Source organism: Bacillus sp. CD3-5, assembly GCF_006349665.1.
In the GTDB taxonomy this organism is placed as follows: Bacteria; Bacillota; Bacilli; order Bacillales; family Bacillaceae_G; genus Bacillus_A; species Bacillus_A paranthracis.
This window is the reverse complement of sequence record NZ_VEPX01000011.1, coordinates 107,109-124,042: the sequence shown is the minus strand read 5'-3', so window position 1 is coordinate 124,042 and position 16,934 is coordinate 107,109. Positions and strand designations below refer to the sequence as shown.

Sequence of the window (16,934 nt, the reverse complement as noted above, 5' to 3'; positions counted from 1 at the left end):
TAAACACATAAAAAATATTGTACGCTAAATAAAAGCGATTGTACATGTATAAAAAATAGATGTCTTGATTATTTATAAAGACATCTATTCGTTATTGTATACAAAAGATAGGGAGAAGAAAATGATAAAATTTTACCTAATTACAACATAATGCTTACGATAATTGCAGATAAAATGCTAACGAGAGTTGCTCCGTATAGTAATTTAAGGCCAAATCTGGCAACGACGTTTCCTTGTTCTTCGTTTAATCCTTTTACCGCACCTGAAATAATGCCGATAGAAGAAAAGTTGGCAAAAGAGACGAGGAAGACAGAAATAATACCAACTGTACGAGGAGAAAGGCTATTAGAAATTTTACTAAGATCCATCATGGCTACAAATTCATTCGTTACAAGCTTCGTTGCCATAATGCTACCAGCTGTGACAATTTCAGAACTTGGTACACCGATAAGAAACGCAATTGGTGCAAAGACGTAGCCGATTAATTGCTGGAAAGTAATGCCGAATATAATGAGGAATAGATCATTAATGCAGCTAATTAATGCGACGAATCCGATAAGCATAGCACCGACAACGATAGCTACTCGAAAGCCATCTAGAATGTACTCTCCAAGCATTTCAAAAAAGCTTTGCTTTTCGCCTTTTATTTCTAAAATATCTTCGTCATCCCTCACGTCGTAAGGGTTAATGATAAGTACGATAATAAAGCCGCTAAATAAATTGAGAACGAGTGCGGTTACTACATATTTAGGTTCGATCATTGTCATATAGGCACCTACGATAGACATAGATACAGTTGACATGGCAGATGCACAAAGTGTATAAAGACGGTGTTTTGGAATTTGAGCTAATTGTTTTTTGACCGTAATAAAAACTTCTGATTGGCCGACAATGGCAGATGCGATAGCATTGTAAGACTCTAATTTCCCAAGACCATTTATTTTGCTAAGGAAGTAACCAATCCAACGAATGAGAAATGGTAGTATTTTGAAATGTTGCAATATACCAATTAAGACGGAAATGAAGACAATTGGTAATAAGACAGTAAGGAAAAATGGCATTTCACCTTTATTGGCAAGGCCGCCAAATACGAAGTTTATACCATCAGCAGCATACTCGAGTAGCTTTGTAAACAGACTAGAAATGACCCGAATAAGTATGAGGCCAAATTCTGTATTTAATAATAAATAGGTTAAAATTAACTGTATAATAAGCATGATGAAAATAGGTTTCAATTTAATATGTTTTTTATTGTTACTAGCAATATAAGCAAGGAAGAAAACAACGATAAGTCCTACGAAAAAAGTAATAAATTTCATAGTAAGCCCCCTAATAGAGATATTCTGCTATATATGTTTTTCATTTCAAGGGAGAATATGCATCTTTGGTAAAGAAAGGAATAGAGAGAGTATGAATATATGTAGAGTACACCACGTTGCAATTATTTGTTCAAATTATGATGTGTCAAAAGATTTTTATACTAGGATATTAGGTTTTGAAGAGGTAAATGAGGTATATAGAAAGGAACGAGATTCTTATAAGTTAGATTTATGTGTAGGGGGAGAGTATCAAATTGAATTATTTTCATTCCCAAGTCCGCCTGAGCGCCCGAGTTTTCCAGAAGCGTCTGGACTTAGACATTTAGCATTTGCTGTTACAAATATAGAAGAGGCTGTAAAACATTTAAACGAATGTGGTGTTGAAACTGAGTCGATACGTATTGATGAAATAACCGGAAAAAAATTTGTTTTTTTCCAAGATCCGGATGGTTTACCTTTAGAATTGTATGAGGTTTGAAATTGGTGAATTTTATATAGGGTTGCTTTTGAGTAAATGAAGAAACTAAAGTGAAACTTCTTTTTTAAAGGAGGTGTCACTTTAGCTAAGAAAGCTAAAGGATATATGTGGATATTTTAAAATTACTGATGGTAGTCATTCTTATTGCATTAACAGGTTTTTTTGTAGCTGTTGAGTTTGCAATTATTAAGGTGCGTAGCAGTCGTATTGACCAACTCGTTAGTGAGAAACGACGAGGAGCATTGGCAGCAAAAAAAGTAACTTCAAATTTAGATGAATATTTATCAGCATGTCAGTTAGGTATTACCATTACCGCTTTAGGGCTTGGGTGGTTAGGCGAGCCGACTATAAAACATTTACTAGAGCCGTTGTTTTTAAAACTACACCTATCTTCTGCAATTGCAAGTACCGTTTCATTTATTATTGCTTTTGCAGTTATTACGTTTTTACATGTTGTTATTGGTGAACTTGCTCCTAAGACGTTCGCCATACAAAGAGCAGAGCAAGTTAGCTTATTATTATCGAAACCACTTATTTATTTTTACCGAGTAATGTATCCGTTTATTTGGGCTTTAAATGGTTCAGCAAGGCTTGTAACAGGGTTATTCGGATTACATCCGGCTTCTGAACATGAAGTTGCTCATTCGGAAGAAGAATTACGATTAATCTTATCTGAGAGTTATGAGAGCGGAGAGATTAATCAAAGGGAATTTAAATATGTAAATAATATTTTTGAATTTGATAATAGAGTGGCAAAGGAAATTATGGTGCCTCGTACGGAAGTTGTAGGTTTATATGAGGACGAACCATTTGAAACACATATTAAAATAATCGCACAAGAAAAATATACGAGGTATCCTGTATTTGGTGAAGATAAAGATGAAATCATTGGAATGGTTAATGTAAAGGATTTATTTATTCGTTATATGGATGGTAATCGGGACGAGGAGTGCTCAATTATGCCATATACAAGGCCGGTCATTGAAGTGCTAGAAAATATTCCAATTCATGATTTACTATTACAAATGCAAAGAAAACACATTCCATTAGCTGTGTTGTATGATGAATATGGTGGTACAGCTGGGATTGTTACATTAGAAGATATTTTAGAAGAAATTGTTGGGGAAATTCGAGATGAATACGATGAAGATGAACACCCGCCTATAGAGCATATAAGTGAAGGGTGTAAAATCGTAGAGGGGAAAGTGCTTATTAGTGAAGTAAATGATTTATTTGGCATACACTTAAACGCTCATGATGTAGATACAATTGGTGGATGGATTATGGTACAAAAGCAAATCGTTGCTGAAGGAGATATTATTGAAAAACACGGCTTTTCTTTTAAAGTTCTGGAAAAAGATATGCATCAAATTAAACGAGTGGAAATAAAGAAGGGAGAAGAATGATTTTCTATAAAAGGTATATATAGAAAATTAAATGTTTGCGCTTTCAAAAAAGGTACTATATAGTGAAGGTGGACACTGAAAAATTCTTCTGAATGATACTCGTATTTTTAGAGGGCGAATTTTTTAAATAGGGATTTAGAATGAAAAGTATAGGTGATGAAAATGATAGCAACGAAGGATATACGTATAGAAAAAGATTTTTTAGGTGAAAAGGAAGTACCAAGTAGAGCTTATTATGGTGTACAAACATTACGTGCGGTAGAAAACTTCCCGATTACAGGATATCGCATCCATCCGTCACTCATTACGGCAATGGCAATTGTGAAAAAAGCGGCGGCACTTGCAAATATCGATACTGGTTACTTAGCGAAAGACATTGGGCACGAAATTGCAGAGGCAGCGCAAGAAATTGTTGATGGGAAATTTCATGATCAATTTATCGTAGATCCAATTCAGGGCGGTGCTGGAACTTCTATTAATATGAATACGAATGAAGTAATTGCTAATCGAGCGTTAGAACGTATGGGATATGAAAAAGGCGAGTATGCAAAAATTAGCCCAAATACGCATGTAAACATGGCTCAGTCAACGAATGATGCGTTCCCAACGGGAATTCATATTGCAACTCTTATGATGTTAGAAGAACTTCTTATTACAATGGAAGAACTTCATGCTGCTTTCCGTGCAAAAGCAAACGAGTTCGATCATGTCATTAAAATGGGACGTACGCATTTACAAGATGCTGTTCCGATTCGTCTTGGACAAGAATTTGAAGCGTATAGCAGAGTGCTTGCGCGTGATATAAAAAGAATTAAACAATCTCGCCAACATTTATATGAAGTGAATATGGGGGCGACAGCTGTTGGTACGGGATTAAATGCAAACCCTACCTACATTGAACAAGTGGTTAAACACTTACGAACATTTAGCGGATTCCCACTTGTTGGTGCAGAGCATTTAGTTGATGCAACGCAAAATACAGATGCATACACAGAAGTATCTGCAGCGTTAAAAGTATGTATGATGAATATGTCTAAAATTGCGAACGACCTTCGTATTATGGCATCTGGTCCACGTGTTGGATTGGCGGAAATTCAATTACCAGCTCGTCAACCAGGTTCATCTATTATGCCGGGTAAAGTAAATCCTGTTATGGCAGAAGTAATTAATCAAGTCGCTTTCCAAGTAATTGGTAATGATCATACAATTTGCTTAGCGTCAGAAGCAGGACAACTGGAGCTCAACGTAATGGAGCCGGTGCTCGTATTTAATTTAATTCAATCTATTAGCATTATGAATAACGGATTCCGTGTATTCCGTGAATATTGTATTAAAGGAATTACAGCAAATGAAGAATTGCTGAAGCAATATGTTGAGAAAAGTGTTGGAATTATTACGGCAGTTAACCCTCATATTGGTTATGAAGCAGCATCTCGCATTGCACGTGAAGCAATTGAAACAGGAAAATCTGTTAGGGAGTTATGTTTAGAACATGGTGTGCTAACAGAAGAAGAATTGGATATTATTTTAGATCCATTCGAAATGACGCATCCTGAAATTGCTGGAGCTTCTTTACTAAAGAATAAGAAGATGTAATGTAAAAAAAACCGATCCATTTGGATCGGTTTTTTTTTTAAAAGATATTAAATACAGCGTTTAATTGAAGTAAGCTAATGATAGCTAAGAAGATTAGACTGTATTTCATTGCTGTTTTAAATAGGGCAGATTCTTTACCAACTAGTCCAACTGCTGCACAAGCAACTGCTACAGATTGTGGTGAAACCATTTTTGCCATTGTACCACCTACTACGTTTAATGCAACAAGAGTAGAAGGAACGATGTTTAATTGATCTGCAGTTACTGCTTGAAGCGGTGCGAATAATGAACCACTTGATACTACTGAACCTGTAATGAATACGCCAATCCATCCTAAGATTGGAGAAAGAACTGGGAATGCATTACCAGTAGAAGAGAATGCAAGTCCAAGTGTAGATGACATACCAGAGTAGTTTTCCACGTAAGCTAAAGCGATAACACTACAGATTGTATACACTGGAGCTTTTAGTTCTTTTATTGTTTCAACCGTTAATTCTTTAACCATTTTACCTTTTACGCGGTACACGATAAGTGAAACGATAATCGCTAATACGATTGCAGTAGTTGTAGATGAGAATACATCAAATTTGAAAACAGCTGCGAAAGGTGTATCAGCTTTTGTAATTGGTGTAGTTTTCATAACAGCGTTATGAAGACCAGGGAATTGAATGTTAAATACTAAGTTTGCTAGTGCGCCATCCGGAGCAAATAAGGCTTTAATTGGTTTTAAATTAAAGATTGTTACGAATGCAGTTAAGAATACGAATGGAGACCAAGCATATAAAATTTGATTGAATGTATGTGATACTTTTTCTTCTTGTTTTTCTTCTTTAGCAGAAGATTTTGGCTGCCAAACACGTAAGAATAATGCAAGAGAGATCATACTTACAACGGCTGCGAAAATATTAGTAAGTTCTGCACCTAAGAAGTAAGTTACAACGAACTGAGTAATTGCGAAAGAAATACCACTTACAAGAATACCTTGCCAAGTTTCTTTAATACCTTTCATTCCATCGACCATTGAAACAAGTAAGAAAGGTAATACAATACTAATGAATGGTAGAATAAGAACAGTTTGACGACCGATAGTTAATGCATCTAATTCAGTTAATTGTGCTGGTACTGTAACTGGGATACCCATAGCACCCATAGCACCACCAGCGATGTTTGCTACTAAACAAATACCTGCTGCTTTTAATGGGTTAAAGCCCATACCTACAAGTAGTGCAGCTGTAATAGCAACTGGAACACCTAGACCAGCTGCGCCTTCTAAGAAAGCACCGAAAGAATAAGCGATTAATAATACTTGTAAACGTTGATCATTTGTAATACTTGAAATACTATCACGAATGATGTTGAATTGCTCTGTTTTAACAGTTAATTTGTAAAGGAAAATTGCTGCGATAACGATAGTACAAATTGGGTAAAATCCGGATAAAATACCGAATCCGGCAGATGCTACTGCTACTGTTGCTGGCATTTTATAAACGAATATAGCAAGAATAATAGCGACAATCACACTGTAAAGCCCAGCGATATAACTTTTCATTTTCAGTCCCATTAAACAAATGATGAAGCAAAAAATTGGAAGTGCTGCGATTAGAGCAGATAACCAAATATTGTTTAATGGGTCATAAATTTGTGTCCAAGTACTCATAATAATGACAACTCCTATCTATTTTATGTGAAGAAATTCACATTATTTGTGAAACTATTCACAATCAACTTACATGCTTAGTATATTCTCCTTCAACACTATTGTCAACGTAAAAAAGTATAATTATTCCATAATAGTGTTAAAAGAAATGCTTTGTTCATAAAGTAGACAAAAAGCCCACTCAAATCTATTTGAGTGGGTGAGATAAATGATTTGCATATTCTTTTCTTAGAGTTGTTTATACATTATTGATCCTACAGCTCTATAATAGAGACCGTCTTTGTATTAAATATAGAGTTGCAGAATGTAGCGCTTGCCCTATTTGATCAAATTAGGAGTGGGACAGGAAATGTATTTAATAGGAAGTATTCCATCATAGTTCAAGCTAGTGAATATGAATTAAAAAGTAATAAGTTAATATTTAATGTTACGGCAGCTTTTTTTACTGAAAATTCCTTTTAGCGTAACAAAGAGGTTAAATATAACCCAAATACGTTACGATAGGTTATCAATTATAGACGGTATTTTACAATATCATTACTGCACATTGCAATGAGGTAAAAATATAACAAAAAGCCTGATAAAACAACGTTTGCAAGCAAAGTATTTGCAGCCCGTTGTTTTGCTTTTTCGTTATATCGTATAGTATAATATTCAAAATCAGCAAGGAATTTTTCCTGAGTCCTTTGCTGGTTAAGGTGGAAAAAATTTTCAGCTTTATAGGTTGATAAAGTTATGTCGTAACAGGAAATATAAGAACAGATATATAAATAAATAAAAAGAAAATAAAACGAAAATGAGGGGAACTTTATGAGCCAAAATCAATTCGAATGTCGTATTTCAGAAGAAGATGTACAAATGTTAAGAGCGTTAGCGCATCCGTTGCGTCTACGCCTAGTAATGGAACTAATGCAACGTGGAACATGTAATGTAACACAATTACAGGAAGTGTTAGAAATTCCGCAATCAACAGTTTCGCAACATTTAACGAAATTAAAACAAAATAAAGTAGTACGCTTTGAACGACGAGGACTAGAAGTGTATTATCAAATTCATAATGATAAAGTAAGTGAAGTAGTAAAAACATTATTTTCTTAAAATTTGAATATTATGGAAAAAGACGTGTGGGACCTACGTCTTTTTTTATTTGTTAGAAGGTGATATGAGAAAGAATGTTAATACGTAAGGAAAAAAGGCTAACCATTAAAATGTTGCTATATGGAATATATTCTAAAAGGAAAAGAAAAGATAGAAAGGAGTGTAATAAGTAAAAGGAGGGATAGTAGAATGGATGTAAAACGTGTGAAACAAATTTTATCTTCTTCAAGTAGAATCGACGTTACATATGAAGGTGTACCAGTATGGATTGAGAGCTGTGACGAGCAGAGTGGGGTTGCTCAAGTGTATGATGTATCTAATCCTGGAGAAAGCGTCCACGTGAACGTGACGGCTTTAGAGGAGAAGTAATAGAAAAGACGCTTCTAAATGTTTAGAAGCGTCTTTTTATTTCTTATTCCATCATATGTGCAATTTTCTTAGAGAACATAAGAAGTACTAATCCGAGTACGATTACGATAATACCGATACTTGCGAATACTTCTAAATATCCTAAAGATTGAGTGAAAGCAGCTAATTGTCCTGCTAGTAAGTTTGCAAAGCCAGTACCAGCTAACCATACACCCATTAATAATGATGCTAATTTAACAGGAGCGATTGCACTTACCATAGATAATCCGATTGGTGATAAGAATAATTCACCAATTGTATGGAACATGTAAGTGAATACAATGAATAGTAAGTTTGCTTTCATTGTAATGTTACCTTCGTCGCTACCAGTTTTTAATACAGCTAAAGTTAGAACTAAATATCCAATCCCTAGTAAAATCATACCAAATGCCATTTTTGTTGGGATTTTTAAATCACCATTTTTTGTTTTCGAAAGTTTAATCCATAATGCAGAAACAGGTAATGCTAGTAAGATAATGAATAGTGGGTTTACAGATTGGAACCAAGGTGTTGGAATTGTAAATCCACCAATTGTACGATCCACAAATTTATCTGTGTAAAGTGTTAAAGAACTACCAGCTTGCTCAAATCCTGCCCAGAAGAATACTACGAAACAAGTTAAAATTAAAATTGCAGCAGTACGTTTTTTCTCTTGTGTTGTTAAAGGTTTTTTCTCGATTGCTTTTGCGTTTTTTTCTTTAGATTTTTTCCCTACAACAGTTGTTCCGATAGACCCTAAGTAACGAGGTGCTAAGAAATTAAAGGCAAGTTGTCCAATAATCATACCGATACAAGCTGTTAAGAAACCGTATCTATAATCTGCGAAGTAACCGCAAATGAAAGGAGCGATAAGAGCACCTAAGTTAATTCCCATGTAGAAGATAGTAAAGGCACTATCACGACGAGAATCGTTTTCGCTATATAATTGACCTAATAAAGTCGAAATATTTGGTTTGAAGAATCCGTTACCAATAACTAATAATCCTAATCCTAAAAATAGTCCAGTTTTTGTGTTCATTGAGAATAGTACAAAGTTACCAATTGCCATGATAATACCACCAATAGTAATGGCATGGCGCTTCGTAATGAAATGGTCAGTTAACCAACCACCGATAATCGGTGTGAAGTATACTAACATTGTGAAAATACCGTAAATTTGAACTGCAACTGCTTTATCAAATCCTAAACCGCCGCTTACTAAGCTCGTTGTTAAATAAAGAACTAATAAGCCACGCATTCCGTAATAACTAAATCTTTCCCATGCTTCTGTAAAGAACAACAAGTATAACCCTGGTGGATGTTTTTTTGGTGATTGTTGCTCTCCAGCTTTGTCTAATTTTAAAGCTGCATCCATTTTTGTTTCCCCCTAATCCTGTATAACGGATATTTATGTAATCATTTTAATTTACAAAATATTTAGAAGTCAATAGAATTATATGGAAATAGAAAGAAAATTTCTAAAAAAGTTCTATTTTACTTCGACCGTTACTGTATTTTGCCCTGAAAACAAGATGATAAGCGTTTTCAAATGTAATAATTGAATTCTAAAAGAAAATAAAATAGTGATTAATCAGAAAATTTAGATTAAAACATTTATTCTGATATAGAGAAAATATATTCTATTTACTTTTATAATATAACATATTGGGAATAAAAATACAAAATGAAATAATGTGACATTTAAGTGAATTGAAAAATAACCAGCTCCATAGAAGGGGAGCTGGTTAGGGAAATACTATTTAACAAAGCGTTTTTCGATATCATCTAATAGTAGGTTAGCAGCCATTACACCGCCAGCAGTATTCCAAATCACATCGTCAACTTTGTATGCTTTATTATTTTTCACTGCATTTAAATTTTTAAATAGTGGATCATTGATATATTCTTTTTCTAATTCAGAGCCTTTTTTCTCATTTCCTTTATCGAATGTGAAGTAGAACAATACATCGCCATCCATTGCAGAAATACGTTCTTTAGATACGTTACGCTCTGCGAAGTCATCTTTATTTTGATCGCCAGGACGTTTAAATCCAAGTTCTTTTAAAATAACACCAGAGAATGTATCACCATGATAAATACGAACATCACCAGGCATGAAGCGAACCATAGAAATTTCTTGATTTACTTTATCACCTAGTTTGGCTTTTAAATCTTTCATACGTTTATCGTAATCAGCTAAAACCTTTTGGCCTTCTTTTTCTTTATTTAATGCTTTCGCATAAAACTTGAAGTTATCTTTCCATTCACCGCGTAATGTTTCAGAAAACACAGTAGGTGCAATTGCTTTTAGTTGCTCGTACACTTTTTCGTGACGCATTTTGTTACCGATAATTAAGTCTGGTTTTAAAGAAGCGATAGTTTCTACGTTCACTTGTCCTTCATCACCAACAACTTTTACATCTTTCATTTTATCTTTAATATGTGGATACCACGGATCACCAGTCCAAGATTTTACAGCCCCAACTGGTTTAATACCTAATTCAAGTAAAGCTTCAGTACCTTCATTTGTTAAAATGACTACACGTTTTGGATTAGCAGGAACTTCTGTTTTACCCATTGCATGTTCCACAGGAATCATTTCTTTTTTCGTATCTTCTTTTGTTTCTTCTTTCGTATTTGATTTTCCACAAGCACTTAAAAGTAGTGAAAATGCTAATAAAAATACAAATACTGTAAACGATTTCTTTCGCATGAATTTCATTATGTACCCCCTACATATTGAGAAGTTTTTTCAATAGCAAGCATGATATTAAGCCTTTATCTTCTGATTGTCAATACATATGGTTGAAAATAATTCTCATTTCCGTTGACAATGCGAATTAAGTTGAAATACACTTACAACGTATCATTATACATTGAAGGGGAAACGCTGCATGTTATTAAAAACAAATCGAGCAAAATGGATTGGATTATTTGTTGGGATCATTGCAGTCATTACTTGTATTTGGGGAAGTATTATTTTCGGATATACAAATACGAGTTGGAAATTAGCGTTAGATGCTTTTTTCCATTTTAATGGGTCCAATGAACATATTATTATTCAAAATGTGCGTCTACCAAGGGCATTAATTGCAGCGAGTGTTGGTGCTAGTTTAGCCATTGCAGGTTGTCTTATGCAAACTTTAACGAAAAATCCACTTGCTTCTCCAGATTTTATTGGATTAAATTCAGGTGCTGCTTTCTTCATAGTTGTAGCAATTGTTATTTTTTCCGTGACATCATTATCAGCTTTCACGTGGATTGCCTTCTTAGGTGCAGCAATTGCAGCTGTACTTGTATTTGCTTCTAGCTCTTTAGGAAAAGAGGGGACAACGCCTCTTAAATTAACGTTAGCAGGAGTGGCAATTAGTGCGTTATTTTCATCATTAACACAAGGATTACTTGTTTTAAATGAAAAGGCGCTTGAAGAAGTATTATTTTGGCTTGCCGGATCTGTGCAAGGAAGAAAGTTAGAAATTTTACAATCAGTATTCCCGTATTTATTAATAGGCTGGATTGCATCTATTATGATGGCAGGGAAAGTAAATACATTGATGATGGGGGAAGACGTTGCAAAAGGACTTGGTCAAAGAACGATTTTAATGAAATCATTCGTACTACTTATTATTGTCCTGTTATCCGGTGGTTCAGTTGCGGTCGCTGGTCCGATTGGGTTTATTGGTATTGTTACTCCACATTTTGCCAGATTTCTTGTTGGGGTCGATCACAGATGGAGAGTACCGTATAGTGGTTTGTTAGGTGCAATACTATTGATTTTAGCTGATATAGCAGCAAGATATGTCATTATGCCACAAGAAGTACCAGTAGGGGTTATGACAGCATTTATTGGGGCCCCATTCTTTATTTATATTGCACGTAAGAGAGGGCTTAGCAAATGAAGAAGTATATTCCGTTTCGTATAGGAAAAGGCGGGCTCTCGTTTTTAATGTACAAACGAGCTTGTCTCGTCTTATTCAGTTTACTAGTTGTTTTAATAGGAGTGTTTTTTGCGAGTGCAGGTATGGGAGACATGAAAATTGCTCCTTATGATGTATGGCAAGCGATTACTGGAAATGGCGATGCGATGTCCAATATGGTTGTAAATAAGTTTCGTATGCCTCGTATTTTAATTGCTATCCTTGTAGGAATCGCACTTGCTGTAGCAGGATGTATTTTACAAGGCCTCGTTCGAAATCCACTGGCTTCACCTGATATCATCGGGATTACAGGTGGTGCAAGTGTTGCAGTTGTATTATTTTTAGCTCTATTTAGCGATAAAAATAACGCGCTAACTGTAAGCATTCATTATATGCCGTTAGCAGCCTTTGCTGGGGCAACGATTGTAGCGCTTTTTGTATATTTATTTGCATGGAGAAATGATGGGTTATCACCGATTAGTCTTGTTTTAATTGGTGTTGGTTTTTGGGCATTAACGAAAGCAGCAACGACTTTGTTTATGTTGCTTGCGCCAATTTATCAAGCGAGCCAAGCGAATGTATGGATTACAGGTACTGTTTACGGTTCTTCATGGCAAAACGTTATGGTACTTGCGCCGTGGGTTCTCATTTTAACGGTAATATCATTTATAGCTGCTAGACATTTAAATGCGCAAGAGCTAGGGGATGATATTGCGGTAGGACTTGGTGTTCCTTTAACGAAATCACGCGTATTCATGTTATTACTTAGTACAGCTTTAATTGGTGGAGCAGTTGCCTTTGCCGGAGGAATTGGATTTGTCGGTTTAATGGCACCTCATATTTCACGAAGACTAGTTGGTTCTTTATACGGTGCATTACTCCCAGTTGCGGCGATCGTTGGTGCAATTTTAGTACTTGCTGCAGATTTAATTGGGCGTACAGTTTTCACGCCACTTGAAATTCCAGCAGGGGTATTTACATCAGCAATTGGTGCACCTTATTTTATTTATTTACTTTATAAAAGTCGGAATTCATAAAGGGAGATGAATATGCAAAAAGCATTGGAGACGAAACGTTTGACGTTGTCTTATGGTGAAACAATTATTATTGATGAGTTGAATTTAGAAATTCCAAAAGGCGAAATTACAATCTTTATCGGTTCTAACGGCTGCGGGAAATCAACTTTATTACGTTCGCTAGCTAGATTATTAAAACCAACAACTGGTGACATTTTGTTAGATAATCAAGCCATTCAAAGTATGCAAACGAAGCAAATTGCTCGCCAAATGGCAATTTTACCGCAAGGACCGCAAGCGCCAGAAGGGCTTACAGTATTGCAACTTGTAAAGCAAGGACGTTATCCATATCAAACTTGGTTGAAACAATGGTCAGAAAAAGATGAGGAAATGGTACAAAAAGCACTTGCTGCAACAGGTATGACAGAATTTGCTGAGCGTGATGTGCATGCTCTTTCAGGTGGACAACGTCAACGTGCTTGGATTGCAATGACGCTTGCACAAGATACAGATATTATTTTACTGGATGAGCCTACTACCTATTTAGATATGACTCACCAAATTGAAGTGCTAGATTTATTATTCGAATTAAATGAAACAGAACAAAGAACAATTGTTATGGTACTACACGATTTAAATTTAGCATGCCGTTATGCAGATAATATTGTAGCCATTCAAGATAAACAAATATATGCACAAGGTAAGCCAGAAGAAGTAGTGGATGAGAAACTAGTACGTGATGTATTCCGAATGGAATGTCAAATTAGTACGGATCCGTTATTTGGGACGCCACTTTGTATCCCGCATGGAAAAGGAAGACGTGTACGTAAAGAAGTTGCTCATGCAATGAGATAATGAAAAAGACGATGAGAGGTTCATCGTCTTTTTATTTTCGGCAAGAGAATAAGAGGAAGAGGGGAATACGTAAACGTCGTTCATATTCTTCCGTATTTTGAAAATAAGTTTGGTTTGGTGTAGCTTCTTTTATGTTTGTAATCGTAAATCCAGTTTGTTGTAATAATGAGAAATATTCTTCCATTGTACGATGATATTTAATAACTTCTTGATTAATCCAAGGTTCAACGCGTTTACCCAGTTTAAAATAATCATCGACGAGCCAGTTCGTTCTTTTCTCGCTCGTTTGTAAGCTTTCAAATGAAGAGGTAATAATAGGATGTTGAACGCTAAAAGTAAAGGTTCCATTTGTTTTTAAAGTTTCGTACACATTTTGAAAAATGATAGGAAGATGTTCAATATAATGTAAGGCGAGTCTAGATGTTACTAAATCAAAAGTAGCAGGAGGGTATGTGTAGTCTTTGAGGTTTAAAAAATGGACGATCCCATTTTTATCTTCTAGTTGTTTTTTAGCTTTTTTATACATAAGTTCGGAGCCTTCAATACCAGTGTAAGAGTGGCAGTCTTTTTCTAATAATTCCTTGCCAAATTTTGCGTCACCGCAGCCTAAATCGAGAATTCGCTTTCCTTTCACATCACCAATGAGTTGAAAAAAGGTTGGCTTTTCAAGTGATTCATTTGGGCTATTTTCTCGGTATCTTCGTTTCATATATTGTTCAAAAAATGCTTCGTTATTATACACATCAGATTCAGTAAATGCCATGATTGAAGCCCCCTTACATATTTTTTTATTCTACCAAATATGAAAAGTAAATGATAGATTTCTTATAATGAATCGTATATAATCTAGAATTGTAAGCGGTTACTTTAAACTATTTTTCTATAATAAATTCTGAAAACGTGTTAAGCTAGTAGAGGGATTATTAGAACTATTAAGACAATAATTCGCTTACATGAACGATGGGAGGCTTCACGATGTCTAGTAAAACACTTGCGAAATTTTTAGAAGAAAATTTAGAGGATTTAAAATCAAAGGGGCTTTATAACGTAATTGATCCGCTCGAAAGTTCAAATGGACCGATCATTACAATTGGCGGAAAAGAATATATTAACTTATCTTCAAACAACTATCTTGGATTAGCAACAGATAGCCGTTTGCAAGAAGCTGCAATTGGTGCAATTCATAAGTACGGCGTTGGAGCAGGAGCGGTTCGTACAATTAACGGTACTTTAGATTTGCATATTAAATTAGAAGAAACAATTGCAAAGTTTAAACATACAGAAGCAGCGATTGCTTATCAATCAGGATTTAATTGTAATATGGCAGCGATTTCAGCTGTTATGGATAAAAATGATGCGATTCTTTCAGACGAGTTAAACCATGCTTCTATTATTGATGGTAGTCGTCTATCAAAAGCAAAAATTATTGTTTATAAACATTCTGATATGGAAGATTTACGCCAAAAAGCAATCGCAGCGAAAGGATCAGGACTTTACAATAAATTAATGGTAATTACAGACGGTGTCTTTTCAATGGATGGAGATGTTGCAAAACTACCAGAAATTGTTGAGATTGCGGAAGAATTAGATTTAATGACATACGTAGACGATGCACACGGTTCAGGTGTACTTGGTAAAGGGGCAGGAACTGTAAAGCACTTCGGTCTGTCTGATAAAGTTGATTTCCAAATTGGTACATTATCAAAAGCAATTGGGGTAATTGGTGGATATGTAGCAGGGAAACAAAACTTAATTGACTGGTTAAAAGTTCGTTCACGTCCATTCTTATTCTCTACAGCATTAACACCAGCTGATGCTGCAGCTTGCATGAGATCAATTGAAATCTTAATGGAAAGCACAGAGTTGCACGATCGTTTATGGGAAAATGGTCGCTATTTAAAACAAGGGTTAAAAGAACTTGGCTTTAACATCGGAGAAAGTGAAACGCCAATTACACCTTGTATTATTGGTGACGAAGTATTAACACAAGAATTTAGTAAACGTCTAAATGAAGAAGGCGTATATGCAAAATCTATCGTGTTCCCAACTGTAGCTAAAGGAACAGGACGTGTTCGTAATATGCCAACAGCAGCTCATACGAAAGAAATGTTAGATGAAGCAATTCGTAAGTATGAAAAAGTAGGGAAAGAAATGGGCATCATTTAAGTAACGACATCTTTTGAATAGCTTGCAAATGAGGAGTGGGGAAAATGAAAAAAATTCTAGTAACCGGTTCTTTAGGGCAAATTGGTTCTGAACTAGTAATGAAACTTCGTGATGTATACGGCGCATCAAATGTTATTGCAACAGATATTCGTGAAACAGATAGTGAAGTAGTAACGTCTGGTCCATTTGAAACGTTAGATGTAACAGATGGACAAAAACTACATGATATCGCAAAGCGCAATGAAGTAGATACAATTATTCATTTAGCAGCTTTACTTTCAGCAACAGCAGAAAAAAATCCGTTATTTGCATGGAATTTAAATATGGGCGGACTTGTAAATGCATTAGAAGCAGCTCGTGAATTAAACTGTAAGTTTTTTACGCCAAGTTCTATCGGTGCATTCGGTCCATCAACACCGAAAGATAATACACCACAAGATACAATTCAACGTCCTACTACGATGTATGGGGTAAACAAAGTAGCAGGGGAATTACTATGTGATTATTATCATCAAAAATTTAGCGTTGATACGCGCGGTGTACGTTTCCCAGGTTTAATTTCTTACGTAGCTCCTCCAGGAGGCGGAACAACTGACTATGCAGTTGAAATTTACTATGAGGCGATTAAAAAAGGCACATACACCTCATACATTGCAGAAGGAACATACATGGATATGATGTACATGCCAGACGCTTTACAAGCGATTATTTCATTAATGGAAGCTGATCCAAGTAAGTTAGTGCATAGAAATGCATTTAATATTACAGCAATGAGCTTTGAGCCAGAGCAAATCGCAGCGTCAATTCGTAAACACATCCCGACGTTTACAATGGATTACGCTGTAGATCCAGCTCGTCAAACAATTGCTGATAGCTGGCCAAACTCTATTGATGCAACAGCGGCAATGAAAGAGTGGGGCTTTAAAGCAGAATATGATTTAGACAAAATGACAACGGACATGTTGGCTAAGTTAAAAAAAAAGCTCACAGCTGAGTTAGTGATGAATTAATAGGAAGGGTCGATTCTTAGGAATCGACC

General features: G+C 35.4%; 15 protein-coding genes. 10 read left to right on the top strand and 5 right to left on the bottom strand.

Features of this window, described 5'->3' with window-relative positions:
• Nucleotides 1–140: 140 nt before the first annotated feature.
• Entirely contained in the window at nt 141–1,319 is a 1,179-nt protein-coding gene (locus FH036_RS19925; protein WP_138322492.1) for a NupC/NupG family nucleoside CNT transporter, read from the bottom strand.
• Between the two features lie 91 nt (nt 1,320–1,410).
• On the opposite strand from FH036_RS19925, the gene gloA2 reads away from it, so the two are divergent.
• The 3 genes from gloA2 (at nt 1,411) to aspA (ending at nt 4,799) form a co-directional block, all read left to right on the top strand.
• Nucleotides 1,411–1,797 (top strand): SMU1112c/YaeR family gloxylase I-like metalloprotein, encoded by a 387-nt coding sequence (gloA2, locus tag FH036_RS19920; RefSeq protein WP_001017665.1) that lies wholly within the window; start codon nt 1,411–1,413, stop codon nt 1,795–1,797.
• Nucleotides 1,798–1,904: 107 nt separating this feature from the next.
• Nucleotides 1,905–3,203 carry a hemolysin family protein gene (locus FH036_RS19915; protein WP_000353307.1) on the top strand — a complete coding sequence of 433 codons (1,299 nt, stop codon included), beginning with the start codon at nt 1,905–1,907 and terminating at the stop codon, nt 3,201–3,203.
• A gap of 162 nt (nt 3,204–3,365) precedes the next feature.
• Nucleotides 3,366–4,799 (top strand): aspartate ammonia-lyase, encoded by a 1,434-nt coding sequence (aspA, locus tag FH036_RS19910; RefSeq protein ID WP_000562151.1) that lies wholly within the window; start codon nt 3,366–3,368, stop codon nt 4,797–4,799.
• 37 nt (nt 4,800–4,836) lie between these two features.
• Here the strand turns inward: aspA and FH036_RS19905 are convergent, their stop codons facing one another.
• The gene (locus tag FH036_RS19905) at nt 4,837–6,456 is read right to left on the bottom strand and encodes an L-lactate permease (protein WP_000109115.1); all 1,620 of its coding nucleotides are present in this window, start codon (nt 6,454–6,456) and stop codon (nt 4,837–4,839) included.
• Nucleotides 6,457–7,266: 810 nt separating this feature from the next.
• Here FH036_RS19905 and FH036_RS19900 point away from each other — a divergent pair.
• Together FH036_RS19900 and FH036_RS19895 are read left to right on the top strand one after the other, a co-directional pair.
• Entirely contained in the window at nt 7,267–7,554 is a 288-nt protein-coding gene (locus tag FH036_RS19900; protein WP_000081429.1) for an ArsR/SmtB family transcription factor, read from the top strand.
• 189 nt (nt 7,555–7,743) lie between these two features.
• Nucleotides 7,744–7,923 (top strand): acid-soluble spore protein H, encoded by a 180-nt coding sequence (locus tag FH036_RS19895; protein ID WP_000382683.1) that lies wholly within the window; start codon nt 7,744–7,746, stop codon nt 7,921–7,923.
• A gap of 43 nt (nt 7,924–7,966) precedes the next feature.
• Here the strand turns inward: FH036_RS19895 and FH036_RS19890 are convergent, their stop codons facing one another.
• Together FH036_RS19890 and FH036_RS19885 are read right to left on the bottom strand one after the other, a co-directional pair.
• Complete coding sequence (locus FH036_RS19890) at nt 7,967–9,316, bottom strand: peptide MFS transporter (RefSeq protein ID WP_000338308.1); 1,350 nt, start codon at nt 9,314–9,316, stop codon at nt 7,967–7,969.
• A gap of 381 nt (nt 9,317–9,697) precedes the next feature.
• The gene (locus FH036_RS19885; RefSeq protein ID WP_138322490.1) at nt 9,698–10,663 is read right to left on the bottom strand and encodes an ABC transporter substrate-binding protein; all 966 of its coding nucleotides are present in this window, start codon (nt 10,661–10,663) and stop codon (nt 9,698–9,700) included.
• A gap of 172 nt (nt 10,664–10,835) precedes the next feature.
• Here FH036_RS19885 and FH036_RS19880 point away from each other — a divergent pair, with 172 nt between their 5' ends.
• From FH036_RS19880 to FH036_RS19870, 3 genes are read left to right on the top strand one after another with little or no spacing between them, the layout of a single operon-like run.
• Nucleotides 10,836–11,840: a FecCD family ABC transporter permease gene (locus FH036_RS19880; protein WP_000925216.1), complete on the top strand. Its 1,005-nt coding sequence runs from the start codon at nt 10,836–10,838 to the stop codon at nt 11,838–11,840.
• Nucleotides 11,837–12,895 (top strand): FecCD family ABC transporter permease, encoded by a 1,059-nt coding sequence (locus FH036_RS19875; RefSeq protein ID WP_139896159.1) that lies wholly within the window; start codon nt 11,837–11,839, stop codon nt 12,893–12,895. Before FH036_RS19880 ends, FH036_RS19875 begins: the two co-directional genes overlap by 4 nt.
• 12 nt (nt 12,896–12,907) lie before the next feature.
• The gene (locus FH036_RS19870) at nt 12,908–13,729 is read left to right on the top strand and encodes an ABC transporter ATP-binding protein (protein ID WP_001167959.1); all 822 of its coding nucleotides are present in this window, start codon (nt 12,908–12,910) and stop codon (nt 13,727–13,729) included.
• A 31-nt stretch (nt 13,730–13,760) separates the two neighbouring features.
• Here the strand turns inward: FH036_RS19870 and FH036_RS19865 are convergent, their stop codons facing one another.
• Nucleotides 13,761–14,492, bottom strand: a complete 732-nt coding sequence (locus tag FH036_RS19865; RefSeq protein ID WP_139896158.1) for a class I SAM-dependent methyltransferase — start codon at nt 14,490–14,492, stop codon at nt 13,761–13,763.
• Nucleotides 14,493–14,704: 212 nt separating this feature from the next.
• Between FH036_RS19865 and FH036_RS19860 the strand changes: the two genes are divergently transcribed.
• On the top strand, nt 14,705–15,895 hold the full coding sequence (locus tag FH036_RS19860) for a glycine C-acetyltransferase (protein ID WP_139896157.1): 1,191 nt from the start codon (nt 14,705–14,707) through the stop codon (nt 15,893–15,895).
• Nucleotides 15,896–15,939: 44 nt separating this feature from the next.
• Nucleotides 15,940–16,905: an L-threonine 3-dehydrogenase gene (locus FH036_RS19855; RefSeq protein ID WP_000723148.1), complete on the top strand. Its 966-nt coding sequence runs from the start codon at nt 15,940–15,942 to the stop codon at nt 16,903–16,905.
• The last annotated feature ends 29 nt before the right edge of the window (nt 16,906–16,934 follow it).